At 66.9% G+C, this 21793-nt stretch carries 17 protein-coding genes and 1 pseudogene; 12 read left to right on the top strand and 6 right to left on the bottom strand.

The features are described from left to right. Nucleotides 1-58: 58 nt before the first annotated feature. Together ACZY08_RS16070 and ACZY08_RS16065 are read left to right on the top strand one after the other, a co-directional pair. Complete coding sequence (locus tag ACZY08_RS16070; protein ID WP_463745670.1) at nucleotides 59-814, top strand: YebC/PmpR family DNA-binding transcriptional regulator; 756 nt, start codon at nucleotides 59-61, stop codon at nucleotides 812-814. Next, nucleotides 814-1215, top strand: a complete 402-nt coding sequence (locus ACZY08_RS16065; RefSeq protein ID WP_463745671.1) for a hypothetical protein — start codon at nucleotides 814-816, stop codon at nucleotides 1213-1215. The genes ACZY08_RS16070 and ACZY08_RS16065 overlap by 1 nt, the downstream gene beginning before the upstream one ends. Here the strand turns inward: ACZY08_RS16065 and ACZY08_RS16060 are convergent. Continuing rightward, a complete protein-coding gene (locus tag ACZY08_RS16060; protein ID WP_463745672.1) occupies nucleotides 1184-1843 on the bottom strand; it encodes an NAD(P)H-binding protein in 660 nt (219 codons plus the stop codon). The genes ACZY08_RS16065 and ACZY08_RS16060 overlap by 32 nt on opposite strands. 94 nt (nucleotides 1844-1937) lie before the next feature. Between ACZY08_RS16060 and ruvC the strand changes: the two genes are divergently transcribed. From ruvC to ACZY08_RS16040, 4 genes are read left to right on the top strand one after another with little or no spacing between them, the layout of a single operon-like run. Continuing rightward, nucleotides 1938-2507, top strand: coding sequence for a crossover junction endodeoxyribonuclease RuvC (ruvC, locus tag ACZY08_RS16055; RefSeq protein WP_463745673.1), 570 nt, complete (start codon nucleotides 1938-1940; stop codon nucleotides 2505-2507). Next, complete coding sequence (gene ruvA / locus ACZY08_RS16050) at nucleotides 2504-3091, top strand: Holliday junction branch migration protein RuvA (protein WP_463745674.1); 588 nt, start codon at nucleotides 2504-2506, stop codon at nucleotides 3089-3091. The genes ruvC and ruvA overlap by 4 nt, the downstream gene beginning before the upstream one ends. Next, nucleotides 3091-4146 (top strand): Holliday junction branch migration DNA helicase RuvB, encoded by a 1056-nt coding sequence (ruvB, locus tag ACZY08_RS16045; RefSeq protein WP_463745675.1) that lies wholly within the window; start codon nucleotides 3091-3093, stop codon nucleotides 4144-4146. The genes ruvA and ruvB overlap by 1 nt, the downstream gene beginning before the upstream one ends. A gap of 5 nt (nucleotides 4147-4151) precedes the next feature. After that, entirely contained in the window at nucleotides 4152-4538 is a 387-nt protein-coding gene (locus ACZY08_RS16040) for a DUF1304 domain-containing protein (RefSeq protein ID WP_463745676.1), read from the top strand. On the opposite strand, the pseudogene ACZY08_RS16035 reads toward ACZY08_RS16040, so the two are convergent. From ACZY08_RS16035 to ACZY08_RS16020, 4 genes and pseudogenes are all read right to left on the bottom strand, one after another. Beyond that, nucleotides 4535-5801, bottom strand: a pseudogene (locus tag ACZY08_RS16035) (HNH endonuclease). The gene ACZY08_RS16040 and the pseudogene ACZY08_RS16035 overlap by 4 nt on opposite strands. A 103-nt stretch (nucleotides 5802-5904) precedes the next feature. After that, entirely contained in the window at nucleotides 5905-9378 is a 3474-nt protein-coding gene (car, locus tag ACZY08_RS16030; RefSeq protein WP_463745677.1) for a carboxylic acid reductase, read from the bottom strand. A gap of 182 nt (nucleotides 9379-9560) precedes the next feature. Next, nucleotides 9561-13046: a carboxylic acid reductase gene (car, locus tag ACZY08_RS16025; protein ID WP_463745678.1), complete on the bottom strand. Its 3486-nt coding sequence runs from the start codon at nucleotides 13044-13046 to the stop codon at nucleotides 9561-9563. A 180-nt stretch (nucleotides 13047-13226) separates the two neighbouring features. After that, the gene (locus tag ACZY08_RS16020) at nucleotides 13227-13862 is read right to left on the bottom strand and encodes a maleylpyruvate isomerase N-terminal domain-containing protein (RefSeq protein WP_463745679.1); all 636 of its coding nucleotides are present in this window, start codon (nucleotides 13860-13862) and stop codon (nucleotides 13227-13229) included. A 67-nt stretch (nucleotides 13863-13929) separates the two neighbouring features. Between ACZY08_RS16020 and ACZY08_RS16015 the strand changes: the two genes are divergently transcribed. Beyond that, entirely contained in the window at nucleotides 13930-14550 is a 621-nt protein-coding gene (locus tag ACZY08_RS16015) for a hypothetical protein (RefSeq protein WP_463745680.1), read from the top strand. A 4-nt stretch (nucleotides 14551-14554) separates the two neighbouring features. Here ACZY08_RS16015 and gabT read toward each other — a convergent pair whose 3' ends face one another. Next, nucleotides 14555-15895, bottom strand: a complete 1341-nt coding sequence (gabT, locus tag ACZY08_RS16010; RefSeq protein WP_463745681.1) for a 4-aminobutyrate--2-oxoglutarate transaminase — start codon at nucleotides 15893-15895, stop codon at nucleotides 14555-14557. A gap of 182 nt (nucleotides 15896-16077) precedes the next feature. Here gabT and yajC point away from each other — a divergent pair, with 182 nt between their 5' ends. From yajC to ACZY08_RS15985, 5 genes are all read left to right on the top strand, one after another. Beyond that, nucleotides 16078-16431: a preprotein translocase subunit YajC gene (gene yajC / locus ACZY08_RS16005; RefSeq protein WP_463745682.1), complete on the top strand. Its 354-nt coding sequence runs from the start codon at nucleotides 16078-16080 to the stop codon at nucleotides 16429-16431. Nucleotides 16432-16503: 72 nt separating this feature from the next. Then, entirely contained in the window at nucleotides 16504-18318 is a 1815-nt protein-coding gene (secD, locus tag ACZY08_RS16000; protein WP_463745683.1) for a protein translocase subunit SecD, read from the top strand. A gap of 4 nt (nucleotides 18319-18322) precedes the next feature. Beyond that, nucleotides 18323-19588, top strand: coding sequence for a protein translocase subunit SecF (gene secF, locus ACZY08_RS15995; RefSeq protein ID WP_463745684.1), 1266 nt, complete (start codon nucleotides 18323-18325; stop codon nucleotides 19586-19588). Nucleotides 19589-19594: 6 nt separating this feature from the next. Next, entirely contained in the window at nucleotides 19595-21262 is a 1668-nt protein-coding gene (locus tag ACZY08_RS15990) for an ABC transporter substrate-binding protein (protein ID WP_463745685.1), read from the top strand. Beyond that, complete coding sequence (locus ACZY08_RS15985; RefSeq protein WP_463745686.1) at nucleotides 21229-21786, top strand: adenine phosphoribosyltransferase; 558 nt, start codon at nucleotides 21229-21231, stop codon at nucleotides 21784-21786. Before ACZY08_RS15990 ends, ACZY08_RS15985 begins: the two co-directional genes overlap by 34 nt. The last annotated feature ends 7 nt before the right edge of the window (nucleotides 21787-21793 follow it).

Raw genomic sequence — 21793 nt, 5'->3', positions numbered from 1 at the left:
AGGGCCCGCCACGTAAACTGGAGGGCCGGAGTTTTAACCGGAAGAGGGGCGTACCTGCATGAGCGGCCATTCCAAGTGGGCCACCACCAAGCACAAGAAGGCCGTCGTCGACGCCAAGCGCGGCAAAATGTTCGCCAAGTTGATCAAGAACATCGAGGTCGCGGCGCGTGTCGGCGGGGGAGACCCGGCTGGTAACCCGACCCTCTACGACGCCATTCAGAAGGCCAAGAAGAGCTCGGTGCCAAACGACAACATCGAGCGCGCCCGCAAGCGTGGCGGTGGTGAAGAGGCCGGCGGGGCCGACTGGCAGAACATCACCTACGAGGGCTACGGACCGAACGGTGTCGCGGTGCTCATCGAGTGCCTGACCGACAACCGCAACCGGGCAGCCGGCGAGGTGCGGGTCGCGATGACCCGCAACGGCGGCAACATGGCGGACCCGGGCTCGGTGGCCTACCTGTTCTCCCGCAAGGGCGTGGTGACGCTGGAGAAGAACGGTCTGACCGAGGACGACGTGCTGATGGCCGTCCTGGAGGCCGGCGCCGAAGAGGTGAATGATCTCGGCGACTCGTTCGAGATCATCTCCGAGCCCACTGACCTGGTCGCGGTGCGCACCGCGCTGCAGGATGCCGGCATCGACTACGACTCGGCCGAGGCCAGCTTCCAGCCGTCGGTGAGCGTGCCGGTCGACCTGGAGGGCGCCCGGAAGGTGTTCAAGCTCGTGGATGCGCTGGAGGACAGCGACGACGTGCAAGACGTGTACACCAACATCGACATCCCCGATGATGTCGCCGCACTGCTCGACGAAGAGTAGTGGCGAGCGTCCTCGACTCTGAGGGTGTCAAGTGGACGGTGCGCCGGCGTTGGTTGCCGTGGCGGCCGCGCCGAAAGATGCCCGACGACTGGGGTTTTGGCGACGCATCCTTCACCGATGGGGACGACATCATCAGCATCGTGCTGAACATCGCCCTTGTGGTGCTGTTGATCCCTGTGCTGGTGTTGGCGCTGCTGGTGGCCGCGGAGTTCCTGCTGTTGCTGCTCCTGCTGCCGCTGTGGGTGTTGGCCCGCTCGCTGTTCGGCACGCCGTGGATCATCGTGATTCGCCGTGACCACAGGACTCTCGGTGAGGAAGCCGTGCGCGGCTGGGGCGCGACCAAGGCCCGTATCGATCAGATCACGTCGTTCATCGCGTCGGGTGCAGCGCTGCGTCGATAGGCGTCTCGCCCGAGATCACCTCAAAGGTCCGTCCGGCAGTCTCGGGTTCGTGTAGCACGGCGAGCAGTACGCGTGCCACGTCCTCGCGCGGAATGCTTCCCCGGCCGGTCGACTCCGCGATCGTCACGTTTCCGGTACCCGGATCATCGGTGAGCCCGCCCGGGCGCACGATGGTGGTCCGCAATCCGGCGCGGCCCCGCACGTCGGCGTCGGCCTCGGACTTGGCCCGGATATAGGCCCGGAAGACGTCGTCGTAGTTGTCGTCCAGTGAACGGTCGTCGGCGGAGATCGCCGACACCATCACGTAGCGGTCCACACCCGCGGCTTCGGCGGCGTCCGCCAGCAGGATGGCGGCATCGCGGTCCACGGTCTGCTTGCGGGCCGCCCCGCTGCCGGGTCCGGCGCCGGCGGCGAACACAACGGCATCGGCGTCGCGTACCGCGTCGGCTACCTCGGAGATCGACGCCTGCTCCAGGTCGAGCACGATGGCGGTGGCGCCGGCAGCCTGGAGGTCGGCCGCCTGGGCGGCGTTGCGGATGAGCCCGGCCACTTCGTCGCCGCGCTCGGCGAGCAGGCGTTCCAGGATGAGGGCGATCTTGCCGTGTCCGCCGGCTATCACTACGCGCATGGTTTCGACCCTACGGATGTCTGCGTGTCCCTGCCGCAGGCTGTCGCCGGATCACGCTAGGCTCTCGAACAGATGTTCTGACGAAGGGGTTCGTGTGCGGGTGATGGGAGTGGATCCCGGGTTGACGCGCTGCGGCTTGTCGGTGGTCCAGAGCGGCCGTGGTCGGCAGGTCACGGCGCTGGATGTGGACGTGGTCCGCACCCCGGCCGACGCACCGCTGCAGAAACGGTTGCTGGAGATCAGCGATGTGGCCGAGTACTGGATGGACACCCACCGGCCCGACGTGATCGCGATCGAGCGGGTCTTCGCCCAACAGAATGTCTCGACCGTGATGGGTACCGCCCAGGCAGGCGGAGTGATCGCACTGGCCGCCGCCCGGCGCGACATCGAGGTGCACTTTCACACCCCCTCAGAGGTCAAGGCGGCGGTCACCGGCAACGGCCGCGCCGACAAGGCGCAGGTCACCGAGATGATCACCAGAATCCTTGCGCTGCAGGCCAAGCCGACCCCGGCGGACGCCGCGGACGCGCTGGCCCTCGCCATCTGTCACTGTTGGCGGGCCCCCATGATCGAGCGTATGGCAGCCGCCGAGGCCATGGCCGCCGAGCAGCGCCGCAAGTATCAGGCCAAGCTGAAATCCACCGCGAAGGCGGCGCGGGCATGATCGCGTCGGTTCGCGGTGAGGTCATCGACATCGCCCTCGACCATGCCGTGATCGAGGCCGCCGGCGTCGGCTACAAGGTGATGGCCACCCCGTCGACTCTGGCCAACCTGCGCCGTGGCACCGAATCACGGCTGATCACCGCGATGATCGTCCGCGAGGATTCGATGACGCTCTACGGGTTCGCCGACGGCGAGGCCCGGGACCTGTTCCTCACCCTGCTGGGGGTATCCGGCGTCGGCCCCAAGATCGCATTGGCGACCCTGGCGGTCTACGACCCGCAGCACCTGCGTCAGGCCCTGGCCGACAGTGACGTGACGGCCTTGACCCGGGTTCCGGGCATCGGCAAACGCGGAGCCGAACGCATGGTGCTCGAACTGCGCGACAAGATCGGGCCGGTCACCCCAGGGGCCATCGGTGGGTCCGTCGGTCACGCAGTACGCGCACCGGTGGTGGAAGCCCTTGTCGGACTTGGCTTTGCGGCCAAACAGGCAGAGGAGGCCACCGACAAGGTTCTGGCCAACGATCCCGAGGCGACGACGGCTTCCGCACTGCGGGCGGCGCTGTCCATGTTGGGTAAGAAGTAATGGGTCGCTTCGACGACGCCGACGAGCCCGAGGATCGGGAGGTCTCACCCGCCCTGACGGTCGGTGAGGGTGATGTCGACGCCAGCCTGCGCCCGCGCTCACTGGGGGAGTTCATCGGTCAGCCGCGGGTGCGTGAGCAGTTGTCGCTGGTGCTCGAAGGCGCCAAGAATCGCGGTGGCACACCGGATCACATCCTGCTGTCCGGCCCACCGGGGCTGGGCAAGACATCGCTCGCGATGATCATCGCGGCTGAGCTCGGCTCCTCACTGCGGCTCACCTCGGGGCCTGCCCTGGAACGGGCGGGGGACCTGGCCGCGATGCTGTCCAACCTCGTCGAACACGACGTGCTGTTCATCGACGAGATCCACCGCATCGCTCGGCCGGCCGAGGAGATGCTGTACCTGGCGATGGAGGATTTCCGTGTCGACGTGGTGGTCGGCAAAGGCCCTGGCGCCACGTCGATCCCGCTCGAGGTCGCACCCTTCACCTTGGTGGGGGCGACCACGCGGTCCGGCGCGCTGACCGGCCCACTGCGGGACCGGTTCGGATTCACCGCGCATATGGACTTCTATGAACCTGTCGAACTCGAGCGGGTGCTGGCCCGGTCGGCCGGCATCCTCGGAATCGACTTGGGCAGTGAGGCCGGTACTGAGATCGCCCGGCGCTCCCGTGGCACGCCCCGCATCGCCAACCGGCTGCTGCGCCGGGTTCGCGACTACGCCGAGGTCCGCGCCGATGGGGTGATCACGTGCGATATCGCCAAGGCCGCGCTGGAGGTCTACGACGTCGACGAGCTCGGGCTGGATCGCCTCGACCGTGCCGTGCTGTCGGCGCTCACCCGCAGTTTCGGTGGCGGTCCGGTCGGGGTGTCGACGCTGGCAGTGGCCGTGGGCGAGGAAGCCACCACCGTCGAGGAAGTCTGCGAACCTTTCCTGGTGCGCGCGGGCATGGTGGCCCGCACCCCACGAGGCCGGGTGGCCACGCCGCTGGCATGGACGCATCTTGGCATGCAACCGCCGATTACCGGACTTGGACAGACCGGGCTGTTTGAATAGACCACATGGTCATCGCCGGTTTGGTGTTTGCCGCACTCGCGGCGGCTCTGCATGTCTATATCTTTGTGATGGAGTCGCTCACCTGGACTTCACCACGCACCCGCGCCACCTTCGGGATCAGTGCGGAGGAGGCTCAGGCAACCAAAGAGCTGGCGTTCAACCAGGGCTTCTACAACCTGTTCCTGGCGATCGTCACCGTGGTGGGCATCGTCGCGATGAGCCTGGGGCACAACGGGGTTGGGGCTGCTCTGGTGTTCGCCGGGGTGGGGTCGATGCTGGCCGCTGCGGCGGTGCTGCTGATCACCTCGCCGGACAAGGCGCGGGCAGCGATCACCCAGGGCGTTTTCCCGCTGATCGCGGTTGTGCTGCTGGTCGCGGCGTTGCTGATCTAAGCGGCGCCCCTGTTGATCACCACGTGGATTTCGCGGGTGAGTCTTCGGATCCCCCCGGGCAGTGGCGGCGCGGTCGAGCGGTAGACGGCGCCGGTGGGGGTGATGTGTTCGGTGCAGTGGCGGCCGAACTCGTCGACGGCGGCCACGACGCGCCAGCCGGGTGCTTCTTTGACGTAGTTGCAACGCTCACACAATCCTTCGCCGTTGGCAGCGCTGGTCGGCCCATGGCGGTGATGCGGGGTGACGTGGTCGATGTGTCTTATCGGGGCATTGCAGTACGGGGTCCGGCAGATGTCGTCGCGCAATGCGATGAATTGGGCGAGGCGCTTCGGAAAGCGTCGTGCGGGATTCCATGGCGACCAAGGCTCCCGTGTCGGGGGCGGCGTACAGCCGCCGCAAGGTGGCCCAGGAATCGTCGTTGGCGACGGCGTCTCTGATCAGTCGGCGCGCCATGGAGGCGGGAATGGGTCCGTAGCCCTCCAGCCGCGCGGGTTGGGCTGACCCGGCGAACAGGGTCTCGTCGGAGAGCACGAGGTTGGCCGAGACAGGAACTGGCGTTGTGGTGTCGCGTCCTGTGGTGCGTGCTACCAACGTATCGGCCATGGCCTGGCCACGGCTGCGACCGTCGGTGCAACGGTCGGCGGCATCGTTGAGCGAGCCGTGGACAGTCGCCGCCTCGGCGGCAGGTAGCAGGGCGGTCATGATGGCCATGTTGTCGGCGGTGGGCCGGAAGGTGACGGTGCGGTCTTCTGGAGCACGGGTGGCCCGGTCGATGACGGCTTGTGGATCAAGTTGATAGGCAATGGTTTTGGCGTCGCCCCTGATGCGTTTGTCGCCAAGGCCGATCAGCGTCGTGGGGTCGGCGCAGAGTTGTTCGTCGAGGCGGTGCCGGTCGGCGGGGGAGAGGCAAGCGGCTTCCCGAGCGATCAATCCGGCTCGCCACTCGGTGAGCACCCCACGCTCCAGGGCTGCCAGGGTGCACGGCAGGTCGTGGACCAGAATGCGGGCGTCGGTGAGGTATTGGTGACCACGGGTCGGGGATTCTTGGCGGGCCAGCCCGATCTCGGAACTCAGCCCGCGGCCCCGTCGGGCGATGGGTACCCCGGCCGCAGATTCTGCGGCGCGGCGGGCGATATCCAGAGCGGCGGTGGCGCGCGCCTGGCCGGCTGCGGCGGCCGATTTGAGGCGTTCGAGTTCGGTGATGCGATCCCGCAGCTCGGCCTCACCGGCAGCGGGGTCGACATACGAGAATGTTTCGAACATGTGTTCGAGTTTATATCAGGGGGGCGACACGCACATACTGATTGGCCGCGGTCCTGGTGGGGACCGCGGCCGCTCAGGGGATCTTCCCTTGTGGGGAAGTCTGTTACAGCAATCCGAGCAGTTTCAGATCACTGATGTACTTGACGATGATCTCCGGGGTGACATGTGGAATGTCCTTGTCCGGACCGATCTTCGAGTCCTGCACCGCGGTGCGGAACACGTCGGTCGGTGCCATCGCACCGTTCACCGGCACACCGGGCTGCTGGTAGTTGTGCAGCAGCGGCAGCAGTGAGGCCTGCCGTTGCCGGTCCGGCAGGGACCGCAGCGTGGTCTCGAAGCGGGACAGCCACCCTTGGTAATCCGCGACGCGCTGGATCGGGTAACCGGCCTCGATGAGCCAGTCGACGAACTCGTCCATGCCGAGGCCGTCATCGTGCGGGTTCATCACGTGGTACGTCTCGAAGCCGTCCTGAACATGGGAGCCCAGGGTGGAGATGGCCTCGGCGATGAACTCGACGGGCAGGCCGTCGTAGTGCGAACGCTGGCGGTTGCCGTCCGCGTCGAGCTGGTTGAACGAGCGCGGCGCGACACCGGTGGCGACGAGGCTGAACATCATGCGGGTGAACATGTCCGGCAGGTTCAGCTGTCCGGCATAGGTGGTGTCGGCCAGGATCATGTCGCAGCGGAACACCGTCACCGGCAGACCGGCGAGGTCGTGGGCCTCGCGCAACAGGACCTCGCCGGCCCACTTGCTGTTGCCGTAGCCGTTGGCGTAGCTGTCGTCCACGCGACGGGTCGCGCTGATTTCGCGGATATCGGCATCCTCGACGAACTTTCCGGGCTCGATGCCCCCACCCACGCCGATTGTCGACACGTAGGCGAACGGCTTGATCCGCGTGGTGAGTGCGATGCGGATGAGCTCGGCAGTACCGAGTGCGTTGGGACCGAACAGTTCGCTGTAGGGCAGCACGTGGTTGACCAGGGCGGCCGGGTCGACGATGAAATCGACGGTGTCGGCAAGGCGCTGCCAGGTCTCGGGCTCGAGTCCGAGATCGGCTTCACCCTTGTCGCCGGCCAACACTTCGAGGTGGTCGGCGGCGAGTTCGCGGTAGTGGGCAAGCAGTTTCGCGTCGCCGCTGTCGAACGTGGCGTCGAGGCGGACCCGCGCTTCCTCGTCCGACTTCGCGCGGACCAGGCAGATCACCTTGCCGTCGACCAGGTCCATGCGCTCGAGCCACTCGAGGGCCAGGTAACGCCCCAGGAAACCGGTTGCGCCGGTGAGCAATACGGTGCGGATCTCACTGGCTGGGCCCGGCAGGCTCGGTGCGGCGGCCAACGTTGCGGCGTCGATGAACTTGTCCAGCGTCAGATCGGACGCGTGGACTTCGGTCGCGTTGCGACCGTGCACCGAGGTGAAGGTCGGCCGCACATTGGTACCGGAGCGCTGAGCCTCGATGTACTCGGCGATGGTCCGCAGATCCGACGCCGGGCTGACGATGGCCGACACGGGAACCTCGACGTCGAAGATCTCCTGCAGCAGGTTTCCGAAGGTCAACGCCGACAACGAGTCTCCGCCAAGATCGGTGAAATGCGCATCCGGTCCGACATCGGAGCTCGCGGCGCCCAGCAGGGCGGTGGCGGCACGGCCGACGGTGTCCAGAACCGGAGCCTGCGCGCCGTTGCGCCGCAGTTCACTCAGCTCGTGGGCCTGGCCGTCGGCCAGCTCGGCGTAGAGCTGTTCCAACTGCTCGCCGTAGTGGGCCTTCAGGTTGGGCCGCGCCAGCTTGCGGATGCCGGTCAGCAGGCCGTTCTCCAGGCTGAACGGTGTTGTCTCCACGACGAAATCCCGCGGGATCTCGTAGGACTGCAGGCCGGCGATACGCGCCGCGTCCTGGAGTGAATCGTTGATCGCCTGCTTCGACGCGGACGGATCGGTGGGCACCACCACGGCCAACAGATACGAACGGGCGCTGTTGCCGTAGACGAAGATCTGCCGCACCAGCGGGCTGTCGCCGAACACTGCCTCCAGCTTGGACACGGTGACGAACTCGCCCTGCGAAAGCTTGAGCACGTTGTTGCGCCGATCGAGGTATTCGACGTGGTCCGGGCCGAGCTCGGCGACGATGTCACCGGTGCGGTAATACCCGTCCTCGTCGAACATCTCGGCGGTGATCTCCGGGCGCTTGTAGTACCCGGGGAACATCTGCTCGGACTTCACCAGCAGCTCACCACGCGGGTGCGGCCGGTCGGTACGGAAGTACCCCAGGTCCGGGACGTCGACCAGCTTGTAGTCGATCACCGGCGGACGCTGGATATGGCCGTCGACGAAGACGGAACCGGCCTCGGTCGAGCCGTATCCCTCCAGCAGGTGCATGTCGAGCAGGCGCTCCACCCAGGTCTTCATCTCGGCAGAGATCGGTGCAGAACCGGTCATCGCGGAGACGAACCGTCCGCCCAGCAGGTCGTTGCGTACCTCGGCGAGGACTGCGTCCTCGGATCCTGCTCCGGCACGGTCGACACGGCTCTGGTACTCCTGGAACAGCATGTCCCAGATCCGCGGCACGAAGCTGAGCTGGGTGGGCCGGACCAGGGCGAGATCGTCCAGGAAGGTCGACAGATCGCTGCGTGCGGCGAAGTATGCGGTGCCGCCCGAACTCAGCGTGCCGATCAGGATGCCGCGGCCCATGACGTGGCTCATCGGCATGAAGTTGAGGGTGATCGCGGGCAGCGCAGCCTGGTTCTCGTCCCACGTGGCCTTCGACGCGAGCTGCCACATGTTGGCGACCTTGCTCTCCGGGTACATCGCGCCCTTGGGGGTGCCGGTGCTGCCGGAGGTGTAGATCAGCATGGTCAGCGGGTCGGCCAGGCCCGGGGTGTAGAGCGGGGCATCGGCCAGCGACCGTCCGCGGTCGAGGACGTCGGCCAGCGGTTCGACGACCACGCCGCTATCCGCCAGGGCGGCCTTGGCCGCTTCGAAGGTCTCACGCTGAGCGTCCACCTGGGGCCGGTAATCGAACACCACCAGGCGCTGAGGCGCGGGTCCGGAGCGGACCAATTCCACTGCGTCGCTGAGGAAGTCGATGCTTGCCGCGATCACGGTCGGTTCTGTTTCGGTGACGATGGGACGCAGCGTGGTGAGCGGGGCGCTGGTCTGCAGCGGAACCGACACGGCGCCCAGCTCGATGAGGGCGGTGTCGACGGTGGTGTAGTCCACGCTGGTGAACCCGAGGATGGCGACGCGGTCGCCGGGCTTCACCGGATGGTTGTGCCAGGCGTTGGTCACCGCCTGGACGCGGTCGCCCAGCTGCCGGTACGTGATGGTGTCAAAACGGGGGAGCAGCGCGGCCGACGTGCGGCCATCGGCGTCGGTGACGAATTCGACGGCGCGCTGTCCGAGCGCGGGGCGGTCGGCGTAGCCGGCGAACACACCCTTGACGACGGCGGGCAGTCGCAGGTCGGGCTGGGCGACGGCGGTGTTGACGGCGTCGCTGGGGCGCGCGCCGGCGAATTGGGTATCGGATTCGTAGAGCTTGGCGATCCGGCGTCCGAGCCGGTCCTCGCGTGTTTCGGTGGTCATATCGGTCCCCTGAGCAATCAAAATAAATCGGTCGGCGCGTTTGCCGCGCCTACTAATTACTACGTTAGTAAAACTAATTATATTTCGAGATGCCAGTCCCGCGGCTGCGAGATTCGTCACGCCCGACGTGCGCCCGTCCCACTCCGATGTGGGACGGGCGCACGGGGGACCTCACGGGGGACTTAGAGCAACCCGAGCTGCTGCAGGTCGGTGATGTACTTGACGACGATCGCCGGGCTGACGTGCGGGATGTCCTTGTCGGGCCCGATCTTGGCTTCCTGCACCGCGGCCCGGAAGTGGTCCGTCGGGGCCAGCGCGCCCAGCATCGGCCTTTCGGGCTTCTGGTAGTTGTGCAGCAGCGGCAGCAGGGAGGCCTGGCGCTGCTTGTCCGGCAACGCCCGCAGGGTGCTCTCGAACCGCTGGATCCACTGGCCGTAGTCGGCGATGCGCTCGATTGCATAGCCGGCCTCGATCAACCAGTCGACGAACTCGTCCATGCCGAGGCCATCGTCGTAGGGGTTCATCACGTGGTACGTCTCGAAGCTCTCCACCGATTGCCCGCCCAGCGTCGAGATCGACTCGGCGATGAACTCCACCGGCAGCCCGTCGTAGTGCGAGCGCTGGCGGTTGCCTTCGGAGTCCAGTTCGTAGAACGAGCCGGGCGCGATACCACTGGCCACCAGGCTGAACATCATCCGGGTGAACATGTCGGGCAGGTTCAGCTGGCCCGAGTAGCTGGTGTCCGCGAGGATCATGTCGCAGCGGAACACCGCCACCGGCAGCCCGCAGAGATCGTTGGCCTCGCGCAGCAGGACCTCACCGGCCCACTTGCTGTTGCCGTAGCCGTTGGCATAGCCGTCGTTGATCTTGCGGATGGGACTCATCTCCCGGACGTCCACCTTCTCGACGAACTTCCCGGGTTCGATCTGATCTCCCACGCCGATGGTCGACACATAGGTGTACGGCTTGATCTTCGTGGTGAGCGCGATCTTGATCAGCTCGGCCGTGCCCAGGGCGTTGGGCCCGAACAGCTCGCTGTAGGGCAGCACGTGGTTGACCAGGGCAGCGGGGTCGACGATCAAATCGACCTCGTCGGCCAGTCGCTGCCAGGTCTGCTGATCAAGGCCGAGGTTCTCCTCGCCCTTGTCGCCGGCGATCACTTCGAGGTGGTCGGCGGCCAGATCCTGGTAGTGGGCAAGCAGTTTCGCGTCACCGCTGTCGAAGGTGGCGTCGAGCCGGGCCCGGGCCTCCTCGTCGGACTTGGCACGCACGAGGGCGATGACCTTCCCGTCGACGAGGTCCATGCGCTCCAGCCATTCCAGGGCCAGATAGCGGCCCAGGAAGCCGGTGGCGCCGGTCAGCAGCACGGTGCGGACCTCGGCCGGAGCCTTGGGCAGCGACGGTGCGGCGGCCAGGGTGTCGGCGTCGAGGAACTTGTCCAACGACAGGTCGGCAGCACCGACCTCGGCAGCGTGCCTGCCGTGCACCGATGCGAAGGTGGGACGCTTCGATCCGCTGCGCTGCGTTTCGATGTAGCCGGCGATGCCGGCCAGATCGGTGGCCGGGCTGACGATCACGCCGACGGGCACGTCCACGTCGAAGATCTCGCGCAGCAGGTTTCCGAAGGTCAACGCCGACAAGGAATCTCCACCCAGGTCGGTGAAGTGGGCGTCGGGGGCGAGATCGGACGCCGCGGCACCCAGGAGGGCGCCGGCAGCCCGGCTCACGGTCTCCAGGACGGGAGTGTCGGCACTCGAGGAGCGCAGCGCCTTGAGCTCAGCGGCCTGAGTCTCGGCCAGATCGGTGTACAGCTGCTCCAGCCGATCCCCGTAGTGTGCCTTCAACTTCGGCCACGCCAGCTTGCGGATGCCGGTCAGCAGGCCGTTCTCCAGGCTGAACGGTGTGGTCTCTACAAGAAAGTCACGAGGAGTTTCGTAGCTTTGCAGACCGGCATCTCTGGCGACCTCTTGCAGGGATTCGCTGATCGCTTCTTTTGAGATGCTTGCGTCGGTAGGCACCACCACGGCCAGCAGGTACGGCTGCGCGCTGTTGCCGTAGACGTAGATCTGTTGCACCAGAGGGCTGTTGCCGAAGACTGCTTCCAGCTTGGCCAGCGTGACGAACTCGCCCTGGGCGAGCTTGAGCACATTGTTGCGCCGGTCGACGTAGCGAAGTTGATCCGGGCCGATCTCTGCGACGACGTCGCCGGTCCGGTAGTAGCCGTCCTCGTCGAACACCGACGCGGTGACCTCGGGACGCTTGTAGTAGCCGGGGAACAGATTCTCGGTCTTGATCAGCAGCTCTCCGCGCGGGTGCGGCTGGTCGGTGCCGAAGTACCCGAGATCAGGGACGTCGACGAGCTTGTAGTCGATCACCGGCGGATGCTGGACGACACCGTCGAACAACGCCATTCCGGCCTCGGTGGAGCCATAACCCTCGAGCAGGTGAATGCCCAGCATGTCCTGGGTCCAGGTCTTCAGCTCGGCCGAGATGGGTGCCGATCCGGTCATCGCCGCGACGAACCGTCCGCCGAGAACCCCGTCGCGCACCTCGGCCAGCACCTCGGCCTCGACCGCGTCATGGTCCTGGCCTCCTTCGGCCAGGCGCTGATCGACCCGGCTCTGGTACTCGCTGTGGATCATCTCCCACACCCGGGGGACGAAGTTCAGCTCGGTGGGCCGCACCAGGGCGAGGTCTTCCAGAAGCGTCGACAGATCGCTGCGGGCAGCGAAGTAGCAGGTGCCGCCCGCGGCCAGTGAGGCGTACAGGATGCCCCGGCCCATGACATGGCTCATCGGCATGAAGCTCAGGTTGATCGCCGAACTGGTCGGTGCGAGCCAGGCCTTGCTGTTGCGGCGCCAGAACTTGGCGACCGCGCTCTGCAGGTACATCGCGCCCTTGGGTGCGCCGGTGCTGCCGGAGGTGTAGATCAGCAACGCGAGCGGATCGGTGCCGTCATGTTCGGGGGCCGGAGGCGTGGGCAGCTCGCTGCCGCGGGCCAGCAGGTCGGCCAGGGTCTCGACCGCGACGCCGGCCCCGGCCAGTCGCTGGGCAGCTGATGCCACGGCATCGCGATGGTCGTCGATCTGCGCATGGTGGTCGAAGGCGACCACGCGGGCCGGAGCGTGGGCGGTGAGCGCCAGCTCGACGGCATCGGCGAGGTGGTCGACACTTGCGGCGATCACCCGCGGCTCGGTTTCGGTCACGATGGGCACCAGCGCCTCGGGCGAAGAGCTGGTCTGCAACGGGACCGACACCGCACCGATCTGGCCCAGTGCAGTATCGATCACGGTGTAGTCGGCGCTGGTGAATCCCAGGATGGCCACCCGGTCGCCGGCCGCCACACCCGAGGCGTGCAGGGCCGCGGCGACGGCGCGGACGCGGTCGGCGAGCTGGCCATAGCTGATGGTGTCGAATCGGGGGAGCAGGCGGGCCGTGGTCCGACCGGTTGCCGGGTCGGTGACGAATTCTTGGGCGCGTTCCCCGAGGGCCGGCCGGTCGGCGTATCCCTGCAGGAGGGTCTCGACGATCTCGGGTAACAAGAGGCCGGGGGCGTCGACGGCGGCGGTGACGGTGTCGCTGGGTATCGCGGCGGCGAACTGCGGATCGGTGGCGGTCAGATCGGCGATACGGATCGCCAGTTGTTCATCGCGAGTGTCAAACGACATCAAAAACCCTCTTTACAGATAGCGGAAATTATCACCGGCGCGACGTTGCGCTACCGAACTACTACGTTAGTGAAGCTAAACTTATTTCCGGAAAACCAGCTTCTCAGCTGTCAATGTGCTGTGAGTTTCATCGTTCCGTCGTACGGCCCAACGGCCTGCGGTAGGGCCCAGCGGGTCGCGTCATCGGATTGCTGGAATCGCCGATCGTGGAGTGGTTCGCCCGGCGAGGACCTCCACCGCCGCGGTGGGATCGGGCACTGCGATCAGAAGGTCGCGCGTCGCAGCCACGGCGAGCGCCGATGGCGCGATGCCGCCGACGGCATCGGCCAGGTCCAGCAGATGCACGGTGGCTTCCGCCAGCGCGACTTCGGCCACCACCGCGAACGTGGCGCTGCCGACGACCGGGTAGCGGATCACGATCTCGCCGGCGCGGTCCATCTCGGGCATGCGACGCATCCGCTCGGCCGCTTCGGCGAATCGCGCCGCCGCTGCTGCCGAGGTCAGGGTCGGAGCCTGTGCCGCGGCCTGTTCGGCGATCCGGTCCGCCGTCGTATTGGCGACACCGTCGGGTTGGTTGAAGATGCGCAGCAACTCGGCCGCGTCCGTCACTGCCGCCGGCCCGTCTACCCGAGCACTTGCCAGGGAGTCGAATGTGGCGGCCTCCGGGCACACATGAGCGACCAGAGCCTGCACATCCCAGGCCTCACACCGGGTAGCGGTGCGCCACTGAGACGCGGTGAGTTCGGTGCACCGCTGCGACCACCGTTCCCAGGCGTCGGCCAATGTGTCGCGCAGAGCACCGTCGACGAGACGCATCTCCTCAGGTTAGGAGCGTTACTCCCGCTCGGTTTGGGGTACCCACCGGTGTGTCAAAGGAGGCATCATGACCGAATTCGATAGCCGGGGCAGTCGGCTGCGCATGCCCCGCAGCCGCGGAGCGGCCAGTGGGTTCTTGCTGGTGCTACTGGGAATCTGGGGTGCGCTGATCCCGTTCGTCGGGCCGTACTTCGACTTTGCGTTCACGCCGGATCAGAGCTGGTTCTGGACGTCCGCGCGTGGTTGGTTGGAGGTGCTTCCGGGCGCGGCGACGGCGTTGGGCGGCCTACTGCTGCTGGGTTCGGGGAACCGTGCCACGGCGGTATTCGGTGGGTGGCTGGCGGTGGCGGGCGGAGCCTGGTTCGTGGTGGGCCGTGCGCTGGCCGGACCGCTGGGCATCGGCGACGCCGGGATGCCGATAGCCGTCACCGACGCCAAGCGCGTCAGCCTCGAGCTGGCCTACTTCTCGGGACTGGGCGCGTTGATCGTGTTCCTCGGAGCCGTCGCGGTGGGCCGGCTGTCGGTCCGCAGCGTGCGTGACGTCGAGTACCTGCAACGGCCCGTCGCATCGTCTGCGTCAGCCGAGCCCGAAGCGGTCGCCGACGCTCAGCCGACCGAAGTGGTGGACGCGCATGAACGCCGGCCCTGGGGCGGCATGTTCGGCCGGCGTCACACACACGCGCATTGACGCGTCAGAGGTCGCGCAGGATCAGTTCGAGCACGTCGAGCCCCTCGACGAGCAGCTGGTCGCTGATGGTCAGCGGCGGCAGGAAGCGCAGCACGTTGCCGTAGGTACCGCAGGACAGCACGATCACCCCAGCCGCATGGGCACCGGCGCACAGTGCCTTGGTCAGCTCCGGGTCGGGCGCCGTGGTGCCGGACTTGACCAGTTCGACGGCGATCATCGCGCCCCGGCCGCGCACGTCGCCGATCCGATCGTCCTCGGCCTGCAACCGGCCCAGCCGGTCCTTCATCAGCACCTCGATATGGGCTGCCCGCTGGACCAGGCCGTCGGTCTCGATGGTCTCGATGGTGGCCAGCGCCGCGGCACACGCGACGGGGTTGCCGCCGTAGGTGCCGCCCAACCCGGAGACGTGCGGCGAGTCCATGATCTCGGCACGACCGGTCACCGCCGACAACGGCAGGCCGTCGGCGATTCCCTTTGCGGTGACGATGAGATCGGGATCGATGCCCTCGTGCTCGCAGGCGAACATGGCGCCGGTCCGGGCAAACCCGGTCTGCACCTCGTCCGCGATGAACACCACGTTGTTGTCGCGGCACCATCCCAACAGCGCGGGCAGGAACCCGTCGGCCGGGACGATGAACCCGCCCTCGCCCTGGATGGGTTCGATGATGACCGCGGCCAGGTTGTCCGCGCCGATCTGTTTGTCCATCACATCGATGGCCCGCTCGGCCGCCAGAGCGCCGTCGGTGGCCAACTCCTTGCCGAACTCGGCGTCGCGATACGGGTAGGACAACGGCGCCCGGTAGATCTCGGGCGCGAACGGGCCGAAGCCGTGCTTGTACGGCATGGCCTTGGCGGTCAGCGCCATCGTGAGGTTGGTGCGCCCGTGATAGGCGTGGTCGAACGCGACGACGGCGGTCTTGTGGGTGTAGGACCGGGCGATCTTGACCGCGTTCTCCACGGCCTCGGAACCCGAATTGAACAAGGCCGACCGCGTCTCGCCGCGCACCGGCGTGAGCCGGTTGAGATGCTCGCAGACCGCGACGTACTGCTCGTACGGCGTCACCATGAAGCACGTGTGGGTGAACTCGCCGGCCTGCGCGGCCACCGCCTCGACCACGCGCGGCGACGAATTGCCGATGGTGGTGACGGCGATGCCCGAGCCCAGGTCGATGAGCCTGTTGCCGTCGACGTCCTCGACGATGCCGCCCCCGGCGCGGGCGGCGTACACCGGCATGGTCGTGCCGACGCCCCGGGCGACGGCGGCCTTTTTCCGGCCGATCAACGCCTCGGATTTCGGGCCCGGAATCGCGGTGGCCAGATGGCGGCTCTGCTCGGGATGGCTCAACACTGCCTCCTGAAAACTGGAACGGCACTGCCGGTTACTGCAAGGGCGGCGTCGGAAAGAACGCGTTTCGAGCGTAGCCGTCTCACCCGCCTGTCGGCGGCGAATGGGGTCGCCCGGGTCGTCGGCGGTATCGTGGCCTCGGTCGCCCTGACATATGACACAACACGAAAGACATAGTTGACATGGATCTCGTCATTTTCCTGCCCCTGCTGATCGTCATGGGCGCGTTTATGTTCTTCGCGTCGCGTCGTCAGAAGAAGGCCATGCAGGCCACCATCGACCTGCACGAATCGCTGCAGATCGGCGATCGGGTGCACACCACCTCGGGCCTGCTGGCCACGATCACCGGTATCACCGACGACAACGTCGACCTGGAGATTGCTCCCGGCGTCGTCACCACCTGGATGAAGCTCGCCGTGCGCGACCGCATCGAGCCGGATGTCGACGAAGACGCCGATCCCGACGTCTCGACAGCGGCGACCGAATTGACCGAGAGCACCGGTGTCTCCGACACCGACAGCCTCAAAAAAGACTGACCGCAGAGCACCCAGGACAAGCACGTACCCTTTGCGGTGCTGACGAACTGATCTCGAGGAGACCCTAGAAACGTGGCATCGTCTTCGGCGCCGGTGCATCCTGCGCGCTACCTGACGCTTTTCCTGGTCCTTCTGATCGGCGTTTATCTGCTGGTGTTCCTCACCGGCGACAAGCAGGCCAAGCCGAAACTCGGCATTGACCTGCAGGGCGGTACGCGGGTGACGCTGACAGCGCGCACCCCGGACGGCTCGACGCCGACCAGAGACGCACTCAACCAGGCCCAGCAGATCATCAGTGCCCGCGTCGACGGTCTCGGCGTCTCGGGCTCCGAGGTCGTCATCGACGGCGACAACCTGGTGATCACCGTTCCCGGCAATGACAGCAGCGAGGCCCGCAACCTGGGCCAGACCGCCCGCCTGTACATCCGGCCGGTCGCCCGCGCCGTGCCGGTCGCACAGCTCAAGCAACTCGCACAAGGCGGGGCACCAGGTGCACCGGGCGCACCGGGCGCACCGGGAGCGGTGCCCGGCTCGCCTGGCGCGGTTCCGGGTCAGGCACCGGGTGCGCCTGCCGAGGCGCCCGCAGCGCCGCCGGTGAGTGCACCTGAGCCGGCGCCGCAGCCGCGGCCGTACCCGCTGGATCCGGCACCGACGCCAGGGGAACCCGCCCCTGCACCGGCGCCCGCACCGGCACCGGGACCCGGTGAGCCGGCGCCACAACCAGCCCCGCAGCCTCCGGCGCAAGGTGCGCCCACAGAAGTCAGCGAGGCGCAGACTCGGGCCGCGTTGATCACGCTGGCGAAAACGATTCGCCAGAGCACCAACCCGATGATGCAGATCCAGGCGATCATGGAGCGAGCCCAGAACTGCGACAAGGACGACGTGCTGGCCGGCAACGACGATCCGAAGTTGCCACTCGTGACCTGCTCCACCGACGGCCAGACGGTGTACCTGCTGAGCCCCTCGATCATGAGCGGTGAGGAGATCGAGAACGCCACCTCGGGCCTGAACCAGCAGCAGGGCCAGTACGTCGTCGACGTGACCTTCAAGAGTGGCGGAGCCAAGACCTGGGCCGACTTCACCGCGGCCAACGTGGGCACGCAGACAGCGTTCACCCTCGACTCGCAGGTGGTCAGCGCCCCTGAGATCCGGGAAGCCATTCCCGGTGGCAACACTCAGATCACCGGCCAGTTCAACTCGGACACGGCCAAGGAACTGGCCAACGTGCTCAAGTACGGGTCACTGCCGCTGTCGTTCGAGTCGTCTGAAGCCGAGACCGTCTCGGCGACCCTGGGCCTGTCCTCGATGCGGGCTGGTCTGATCGCAGGCGCGGTCGGCCTGGCGGCGGTGCTGCTGTACTCGTTGCTGTACTACCGGGTACTGGGTCTGTTGGTGGCCCTGTCGTTGGTCGCTGCCGGCGCAATGGTTTTCGCGATCCTCGTGCTGCTCGGCAGATACATCGGCTACACGCTGGACCTGGCCGGTATTGCCGGTCTGATCATCGGTATCGGCACCACCGCGGACTCCTTCGTGGTGTTCTTCGAGCGAATAAAGGACGAGATCCGCGAGGGCCGGTCCTTCCGGTCGGCGGTGCCCCGAGGCTGGGCGCGCGCCCGCAAGACGATCGTGTCCGGCAACGCAGTGACCTTCCTGGCCGCCGCGGTGCTGTACTTCCTGGCGATCGGTCAGGTCAAGGGCTTCGCGTTCACATTGGGGTTGACCACGATCCTGGACATCGTGGTGGTGTTCCTGGTGACCTGGCCGTTGGTGTACCTGGCGTCCAAGTCCCCGACGATGGCAAAACCTGCCCTCAACGGTCTCGGCGCGGTGCAGCAGATCGCGCGGGAACGCCGTGAGGCTTCGCATGCGACCGCGGGACGGGGATAAGCACATGGCAGATAAAGACGACACCACCGTCGAGGACGTGAAGGACACCTCGGTGGAGACGCCGAGCATCGAATCCACTTCTGCGGCAATGCCCAAGCACGGGTTCTTCGTCCGGCTCTACACCGGAACCGGCGCCTTCGAGGTGATCGGCCGTCGCAAGCTCTGGTACGCGGTCAGCGGCATCATGGTCGCGATCTGCATCGCCAGTATGGTGCTGCGTGGGTTCACGTTCGGGATCGACTTCGAGGGCGGCACGAAGGTGTCGATGCCGTCGGCCGGTTCCGGGGGGATCGTCTCGGTCCAACAGGTCGAGGACGTCTACAACAAGACCCTGAACCGGACGCCCGAGTCGGTCGTGTTGGTCGGCAGCGGCGCCTCGGCCACGGTCCAGATCCGTTCGGAGACGTTGTCCGAACCCGAGATCGAGCAGCTGCGGACCGCGCTGTTCGACGAGTTCCACCCCAAGGGCAGCGACGGCCAGCCCAGTAAGCAGGCAATCAGCGACTCGAAAGTGTCGGAGACCTGGGGCGGCCAGATCACCGACAAGGCACTGATCGCGCTCGTGGTGTTCATCGTGCTGGCCTCGATCTACATCGCCTGGCGCTATGAGCGCTACATGGCGATGGCCGCGATGGCCACCCTGGTCTTCGACCTCGTCGTGACCGCCGGCGTGTATTCGCTGGTCGGATTCGAGGTCAGCCCGGCCACCGTGATCGGCCTGCTCACGATTCTGGGCTTCTCGCTCTACGACACGGTGATCGTGTTCGACAAGGTCGAGGAGAACACCCACGGCTTCGAGCACACCACTCGCCGAACGTTCGCCGAACAGGCCAACCTTGCCGTCAATCAGACGTTCATGCGTTCGATCAACACCAGCTTGATCTCGGTTCTGCCGATCGTGGCGCTGATGGTCGTGGCGGTGTGGCTCCTGGGCGTCGGAACCCTGATGGACCTGGCTCTGGTCCAGCTGGTCGGCGTCATCGTGGGTACGTACTCGTCGATCTACTTCGCCACGCCGCTGCTCGTCACGTTGCGCGAGCGCACCGAGTTGGTCCGCAAGCACACCAAGCGGGTTCTCAACCGCCGGGAGAAGGGCGCCAAACCGGCGCCGGCCAAGGACGTCTCCGATGCCACCGAGGCGGAAGAGACCGCCGGCGAGACGGTGTCGGTGTCGGTCGCTGCCGAGCCGGCCCCGGCCAAGCCGGCCCCGGGCGCGCGTCCGGGACCGCGGACCGGACGTCCGTCGGGCAAGCGGAACACCCGGCGGTAAACGTCGATGGTGCAGTGGCGGGCCATGGCCCGGGGCCGGACAACGGCGACGGTGGTCGCGGTGTCCATGGTCGCCGGGATAGGACTGGCGGCATGCTCGGGCGGCTCGGCTGACGAGATCGACTACGCCGTGGACGGCACACTGACCACCTACAACACCAACACGGTGGCCGGAGCCGCGTCCGCCGGACCCCAGGCGTTCGCCCGGGCACTGACCGGGTTCGCCTATCACGGTCCCGAAGGCCAGGTGGTCGCCGACAACGACTTCGGTTCGGTGTCGGTGGTGGGCCGCGCCCCGTTGGTGCTCGACTACGTGATCAGCGACAAGGCCGTCTACTCCGACGGCAAGCCCGTCACCTGTGACGATCTGGTGTTGACCTGGGGCGCTCAGTCCGGCCGGTTCCCCGTGTTCGATGCCGCCAGCCAAGCGGGCTACCGCGACATCGCCTCGGTGGACTGCGCACCCGGCCAGAAGCGGGCCCGGGTGTCCTTCGCCCAGGACCGCGGATTCCTCGACTACGGCCAGCTGTTCGCGGCCACCGCGCTGATGCCCGCGCACGTGCTCGCCGACGAACTCGACCTTGGCGACGGAGGTGTGGCGACCGCGCTGCAGAACGGCGACCAGCCGACCATCGACCGCATCGCCAAGGCGTGGAACACCATCTGGGATCTCAAGCCGGACCTCGACCTCAAGCGGTTCCCGTCGTCGGGGCCCTACCGGATCGACTCGGTGTCCAAGGACGGCGTGGTGGTCCTGGTCGCCAACGACAAGTGGTGGGGCACCCCGCCCGTCACCAACCGGATCGCGGTATGGCCACGCGGGGCCGACATCCAGGAGCGGGTCAACCAGGGCTCCTTCGACGTCGTCGACATCGAGTCCGGATCCTCGGGCCTGCTCAACCTGCCCGACGACTACGTCAGCACCGAAAGCCCGTCCGCCGGTATCGAGCAGTTGATCTTCGCGCCGGGTGGTCCGCTGGCCGCCCCACCGGCCCGGCGGGCCGTCGCGCTGTGCACCCCGCGTGACGTGATCGCCCGTAACGCCGCGACGCCGATCGTCAACTCGCGGCTCAGCCCGGTCAGCGACGACGCGTTCAGCGCGGCCGAGAATGTCGGCGAGGCCGCGCAATACGCTGTGGCCAACCCTGGCGCGGCCCGCGCCGCCCTGAACAACAAGCCGTTGACCGTACGCATCGGGTACCAGACGCCCAACGCCAGACTGGCCGCGACCGTCGGCGCCATCGCGAAATCGTGCGCCGCCGCGGGCATCACCGTCCAGGACGCCGGATCAGCGACGGCCGGGCCGGTGGCCTTGCGCAACAACGAGATCGACGGATTGCTGGCGGGCACCGGCGGCGCGGCGGGCAGCGGTTCCTCGGGTTCTTCGGCGATCGATGCCTACGCCTTCCACTCCGGTAACGGCAACAACCTGCCCGCGTATTTCAACGAGCGGATCGACGGCATCATCGATGCGCAGGCCGTCACGAACGATCCGAAGGAACTCGCCCGATTGGCGGGGGAGGGCGCGCCGATCCTGTGGAACGACATGCCGACCCTGCCGCTGTATCGCCAGCAGCGCACCGTGCTGACATCGAACAAGATGTATGCCGTGAGCAGCAATCCGACGCGGTGGGGCGCGGGATGGAACATGGACCGCTGGAAGTTGTCCACGTGAGCCGGGATGTTTCCCGGCTGGTCGAGAAACTGATCAGGGAGGTCCCCGACTTTCCCGAGCCCGGCGTGCAGTTCAAAGACCTCACCCCGTTGCTGGCCGACGCCGAGGGCCTGAGCGCGGTGACCGACGCATTGGCCGCCACCGCGGCCGACGCCGATCTGGTCGCAGGCCTCGACGCGCGCGGTTTCCTGCTGGGTGCCGCCGTTGCGACCCGACTCGGTACCGGCGTCCTGGCCGTACGCAAGGGCGGGAAACTTCCGCCTCCGGTGCACAGCGTGACCTATCAGCTCGAGTACGGCAGCGCGACGCTGGAGATCCCCGCCGACGGGATTGACATCACCGGTCGCAACATCGTGATCATCGACGATGTCCTGGCCACCGGCGGGACACTGGCAGCAGCGACACGGCTGCTCGAGGCCGGCGGTGCCAACGTACTGAGTGCCGCCGTGGTGCTGGAATTGACGGCCCTGGGCGGCCGGGACGTGGTGGCACCGCTGAGGGTCAGCAGCCTGCACACCGTGTGAGGGATAT

This window comes from Mycobacterium sp. IDUB_9 (assembly GCF_055419505.1).
The sequence above is the reverse complement of the archived record's forward strand: the minus strand, read 5'-3'. Positions and strand labels throughout refer to the sequence as shown.